This window comes from Streptomyces sp. SBT349, assembly GCF_001083795.1.
Lineage (GTDB): Bacteria > Actinomycetota > Actinomycetes > Streptomycetales > Streptomycetaceae > Streptomyces.
The window spans coordinates 1-5553 of sequence record NZ_LAVK01000422.1 but is presented as its reverse complement, the minus strand read 5'-3'; the positions used below and the strand labels follow the sequence as shown (position 1 = coordinate 5553).

Annotated in this window: 5 protein-coding genes and 1 rRNA gene; 5 read left to right on the top strand and 1 reads right to left on the bottom strand. The window is 75.8% G+C overall.

What is annotated here, in order from left to right; all coding sequences use genetic code 11:
• The 5 genes from ADY01_RS31810 to ADY01_RS31790 form a co-directional block, all read left to right on the top strand.
• On the top strand, window positions 1–1076 hold a 1076-nt coding region (locus ADY01_RS31810; RefSeq protein WP_049580197.1), incomplete at its 5' end, for a DUF7544 domain-containing protein.
• Between the two features lie 4 nt (window positions 1077–1080).
• On the top strand, window positions 1081–1749 hold the full coding sequence (locus tag ADY01_RS31805) for a DUF4129 domain-containing protein (protein WP_049580196.1): 669 nt from the start codon (window positions 1081–1083) through the stop codon (window positions 1747–1749).
• Window positions 1746–3065 carry a DUF4350 domain-containing protein gene (locus ADY01_RS31800; protein WP_078900788.1) on the top strand — a complete coding sequence of 440 codons (1320 nt, stop codon included), beginning with the start codon at window positions 1746–1748 and terminating at the stop codon, window positions 3063–3065. The genes ADY01_RS31805 and ADY01_RS31800 overlap by 4 nt, the downstream gene beginning before the upstream one ends.
• On the top strand, window positions 3062–4027 hold the full coding sequence (locus ADY01_RS31795; protein ID WP_049580195.1) for an AAA family ATPase: 966 nt from the start codon (window positions 3062–3064) through the stop codon (window positions 4025–4027). Before ADY01_RS31800 ends, ADY01_RS31795 begins: the two co-directional genes overlap by 4 nt.
• Entirely contained in the window at window positions 4027–5334 is a 1308-nt protein-coding gene (locus tag ADY01_RS31790) for a DUF58 domain-containing protein (RefSeq protein ID WP_049580194.1), read from the top strand. The genes ADY01_RS31795 and ADY01_RS31790 overlap by 1 nt, the downstream gene beginning before the upstream one ends.
• A 97-nt stretch (window positions 5335–5431) precedes the next feature.
• On the opposite strand, the gene rrf is transcribed toward ADY01_RS31790, so the two are convergent.
• A 5S ribosomal RNA gene (gene rrf, locus ADY01_RS31785) occupies window positions 5432–5548 on the bottom strand.
• Window positions 5549–5553: the final 5 nt, after the last annotated feature.

The following is a 5553-nucleotide window of genomic DNA, read 5'->3' as shown; positions in this document are numbered from 1 at the left end:
CCCCCGGACAGCGGCCCCCGTACGTTCAGCCGCCCCACGTCCAGGCACCGCACGCCCAGCCCCCCTACTACGGCCAGCAGCCGCAGCCCGGCGGCTGGGGCGGGTGGCACCCCCACACCTTCGCGGCCAAGCCCGGCGTCATCCCGCTCCGCCCCCTCGGCATCGGCGAGATACTCGACGGCGCGGTCTCGACCGCCCGCGCCCACTGGCAGACGGTGCTGGCCATAGCGCTCGGCATCGCCGTCATCACCCAGGTCATCTCCACGGTCGCCATGCGCCTGTGGCTCAACGACAGCTCAGGGCTCGCGGCCCTCGAAGACAACCCGAACCCGACCGACGACCAGCTCCGCGACGCCCTCGGCGACCTCGCCGCGTTCGCCTCGGTCACCGGCGTCATCACCATCCTCGGCAGCGTGCTGGCCACCGCCATGCTCACCATCGTCGTCAGCCGCGCCGTCCTGGGCCGCGGCGTCACGCTCGCCGAGACCTGGGGGGACTCCCGAGGCCGCCTGATGCGACTGCTCGGCGTCGTCCTCGTCGTGCCGCTCGCCGCGACCCTCGCCGTCCTCGTCCCCACCCTGCTCGGCGCGGTCACCGGCACCGTGGCCCTGGTCGTCCTCGGCGCCGTCGGCGGCCTCGTCCTCGCCGTCTGGCTCTGGGTCACGCTCTCCCTCGCCGCCCCCGCCCTCATGCTGGAGCGCCAGGGCGTCATGGCGGCCCTGCGCCGCTCCGCCAAGCTGGTACGCGGCTCCTGGTGGCGCGTCTTCGGCGTCCAGCTCCTCATCATCGTGCTGCTCACCGTGGTCGCGGGGATCATCGAGTTCCCCACCTCGATGATCGCCGGGCTCATCGACGGCGGCGGCGCGGACAGCGTCTTCGGCGGCAGCCTCACCGACATGTCGTGGACCTACCTGGCGATCTCCGGGATCGGCGCCGTCATCGCCTCCGCCATCACGCTGCCGATCAGCGCCGGCGTCACCGCCCTCCTCTACATCGACCAGCGGATCCGCCGCGAGGCCCTCGACATCGAGCTGGCCCGCGCGGCGGGCGTCGACACCCCCCGCAGGGACAGCTGACCCCGTGGCGTTGCCGTGGGTGGACGAGCCGGGCCCGCCCGTCGTCGTGGACCGCGCCCCGGCGCGGGACGACGCCGAACGCGAGCTCTCCCGGCAGATCTACACCCAGCACGAGCCGGGTCCGGTCCGCCGCCTGTGGAACTGGCTGTGGGACCGCGTCTTCGGCGTCCTCGACGACGCCGCGTTCGCCACCCCCGGCGGCTGGGTCGGCCTGCTGGTGATCGCCGCCCTCGTGGTCGCCCTGCTCATCGCCCTCCGCCTGCGCCTGGGCGCCCTGCGCAACGCGACGGGCCCCGGCGCCGCGGGGGCCGTCTTCGCCGACCGCCCCCGCACCGCCGCCGAGCACCGAGCCGCCTCGGAACGTCACGCCGACGCCGCCCACTGGACCCCGGCCGTCCAGGAGCGGCTGCGGGCCGTGGTCCGCTCCCTCGAAGAACGCGCCCTGCTCGACCCGCGCCCCGGCCGCACCGCGAACGAGGCCGCCACCGAGGCCGCGCGCCCCCTCCCCGGCCTGGCCGCCGACCTCCACACGGCCGCCACCACCTTCGACGCGGTCACCTTCGGCGACCTGCCCGCCACCGCCGCCGACTACGCCCACCTGCGCGACCTCGACGAACGGCTCCGCCGCACCAAGCCCGACCTGACCGCGACCGCCGCCTGGACGGCCCCATGACCGCGCCCACCGGCACGGCACCGGACGCCGGAACACCGCCCGACGAGGCGCGGACCGCGGCGCGGAACGAGGAGACGCCGCCGCCAGGCGGCACCGCCGTCTCCCCCGACGCCCGCGGCCTGTGGCGGCGCGCCCGCGGCTTCGTCGCCGCCTTCGCCGCGCTCCTCACCGCCGGTCTGATCATCGGCCTGCTCAACTCGGGCGACAGCGCAACGCTCCACCCGCGCGCCGCCACTCCGACCGGCAGCCGGGCCGTGGCCGAACTCCTCGCCCAGCGAGGCGTCGACACCACGCTCGTCACCACCGCCCGCGAGGCCGCCGCGGCCGCCGGCCCGGACACCACGCTCCTCGTCGTCCACCCCGAGGCCCTCACCGACCGCAGCCGCGGCACCGTCGCCCGCGCCGCCGCCGGCAGCGGCGCCCGCACCGTGCTCCTGGCCCCGGGCCAGGCGGCGCTGGACGCGTTCGCCCCCGGAACGGTGACCGCCCAGCCCGTGCCCGCCGAGGAGCGCGACCCCGGCTGCGCCGACCCCGCCGCCCGCCGCGCGGGCGGCGCCCTCACCGGCGGCTTCCGCTACGAGGCGCCCGGGGCCGGGGCCACCGCCTGCTACCCCGCCTCGGGCCTGCCCACCCTGGTCACCCTCCCCGCCGGCGCCGGCACCGAGGCCACGGGCACCGGTGGCGAGACCGTCCTCCTCGGCAGCCCCGACCTGCTCCACAACGAACGCCTCGACGAGGGCGGCAACGCCTCCCTCGCCCTCCAGCTCCTCGGCGCCCGCGACCACCTCGTCTGGTACCTCCCGTCCGCCGAGGACGCCCCCTCCACCGGCGGGGAGGAGAGCCTCCTCGGCCTCCTCGGCTCCGGCTGGCGCTGGGCCACCCTCCAGCTCGGCATCGCCGCCGCCCTGGCCGCCCTGTGGCGCGCGCGCCGCCTCGGACCGGTCCTCACCGAGCCGCTCCCGGTCACCGTCAGGGCCGCCGAGACCACCGAGGGCCGCGCCCGCCTCTACCACCAGGCGGAGGCCCGCGACCGGGCCGCCGACGCGCTGCGCGCCGCCGCCAGGGCCCGCGTCGCCCGGCTCACCGGCGTCCCCCAGGCATCCGCCCACGCGCCCGACGTCCTCGCCGCGGCCGTCGCCGCCCACACCGCCGACGCACCCGAGGCCGTCCGCGGCCTGCTCTTCGGCCTGCCCCCCGCCGACGACGCCGCCCTGGTCCGGCTCGCCGACGAACTGGACGCCCTCGAACGGCGCGTCGGCCCATCCAGCGCGCCCCCCGCCACACCACCGAAGAAAGGCAAGGACCACCGCCCGTGACCGCATCCACAGATGGAAGCCCGCACGCCGCCCTGGAGGCCCTGCGCGGCGAGATCGGCAAGGCCGTCGTCGGCCAGGACGCCGCCGTCACCGGCCTCGTCGTCGCCCTCCTGTGCCGCGGCCACGTCCTCCTGGAAGGCGTGCCGGGCGTCGCCAAGACGCTGCTGATCCGCACCCTGGCCACGGCGCTCGAACTCGACACGAAGCGCGTCCAGTTCACCCCCGACCTCATGCCGAGCGACGTCACGGGCTCCCTGGTCTACGACGCCCGCACCGCCGCGTTCTCCTTCCAGGCCGGGCCCGTCTTCACCAACCTGCTGCTGGCCGACGAGATCAACCGCACCCCGCCCAAGACGCAGGCGTCCCTCCTCGAGGCCATGGAGGAACGCCAGGTCACCGTCGAGGGCAGCCCGCGCGCGCTGCCCGACCCGTTCATGGTCGCGGCCACGCAGAACCCCATCGAGTACGAGGGCACCTACCCGCTGCCCGAGGCCCAGCTCGACCGCTTCCTCCTCAAGCTCAACCTCCCGCTCCCCGCACGGGAGCAGGAGATCGACATCCTCACCCGCCACGCCGCGGGCTTCGACCCCCGCGACCTCGCCACGGCGGGCGTTCGGCCCGTCGCGGGCCCCGAGGAGCTGGCCGCGGCCCGCTCGGCCGTGGCCAAGGTCGCCGTCTCCCCCGAGGTCACCGCCTATGTCGTGGACCTGTGCCGCGCCACCCGCGAATCGCCCTCGCTCGCGCTCGGCGCCTCGCCGCGCGGCGCGACCGCCCTGCTCTCCACGGCCCGCGCCTGGGGCTGGCTCTCGGGCCGCGCGTATGTGATCCCCGACGACGTCAAGGCCCTCGCCCTGCCCACCCTCCGCCACCGCGTCCGGCTCCGCCCCGAGGCGGAGATGGAGGGCGTCACCGCGGACAGCGTGATCAACGGCCTGCTGGCGCGCGTCCCGGTCCCCCGCTGATGGCACTGACCGGCCGCGCCGCACTGCTGGCCGCCCTCGGCGCCCTGGTGGTGGGACTGTTCCCCGGCTGGGGCGGCGTCCTCGGCGTGGCCGCGCCCCTGCTGGCGGCCGTCCTCTACGACGTGGCCCGCGCCGCGCCGGTCCGCCCGCTGCTGATGGAACGCGCCGGGGCGACCTCGGTGCGCCTCGGCGAGGAGGCCGAGGTCCGGCTCACGGTGACCAACGCGTCGGGCCGCCCGCTCCGCGGCGAGCTGCGCGACGCCTGGCCGCCGAGCAGCTGGCGCCCCGGCACGCAGTACGCCGCCTCCCGCCACCGCCTCACGGTCCCGGCGGGCGAACGCCGCAGGCTGACGACGACCCTGGCGCCGACCCGGCGCGGAGACCACCGGGCGGTGCGCGTCACGATCCGCTCGCACGGGCCGCTGGGCCTCGCGGCCCGGCAGGGCAGCCACGAGGTGCCGTGGACGCTGCGGGTCCTGCCGCCGTTCACCAGCAGGAAGCACCTGCCGGCCAAGCTCGCCAGGCTCCGTGAACTCGACGGCCGCACCACCCTGCTGACACGCGGTGAGGGCACCGAGTTCGACAGCCTCCGCGACTATGTCCCCGGCGACGACGTCCGCTCGATCGACTGGCGGGCCACGGCACGGCAGTCGACGGTCGCGGTGCGCACCTGGCGCCCGGAGCGCGACCGCCATCTGCTGCTGGTCCTCGACACCGGCCGCACCTCGGCGGGGCGCGTCGGCGACGTGCCGCGCCTGGACGCGGCGATGGACGCCGCGCTCCTGCTGACGGCGCTCGCGTCCCAGGCCGGCGACCGCGTGGACATGCTGGCCTTCGACCGGACGGTCAGGGCCACCGTGCGCGGCCGGACCGGCGGCGAGGTGCTGCCCGCGACGGTGGAGGCGATGGCGCGGCTCGAACCGGCGCTGATCGAGACGGACACCCGCGCGATGGCCGCGGCGGCGATGGCGACGGCGCCGAGGCGCTCGCTGATCGTCCTGTTCACGGGCCTGGACGCGGCCCCCGTGGAGTCGGGCCTGCTGCCGGTCCTGCCTCAACTCACCCACCGGCACACGGTGGTGGTCGCCGCGGTCGGCGATCCGCGGATCGCCGAGATGGCCCGGACGCGGGGCACGGTCCCCGGCGTCTACGAGGCGGCGGCAGCGGCCCAGCACGAGGCGGAACGCGCCCATACCAGGGGCCGCCTCCGCCGGCTCGGCGTCACGGTGGTCGAGGCCCCGCCGGAGGACCTCCCGCCCGCGCTGGCCGACGCCTATATGACGCTGAAGGCGGCCGGAAAGCTGTAAGGAAGAGAGAAAAAGAGAAAGAGAGAAAGAAACGGGAAAACAGTTGAAGGCCCTGCCGGTTATCCCGGCAGGGCCTTCAACTGTCTGTCCAATAATTGTCCGGCGGTGTCCTACTCTCCCACACGGTCCCCCATGCAGTACCATCGGCGCAGGGAGGCTTAGCTTCCGGGTTCGGAATGTAACCGGGCGTTTCCCTCCCGCCATGACCACCGGAACAAA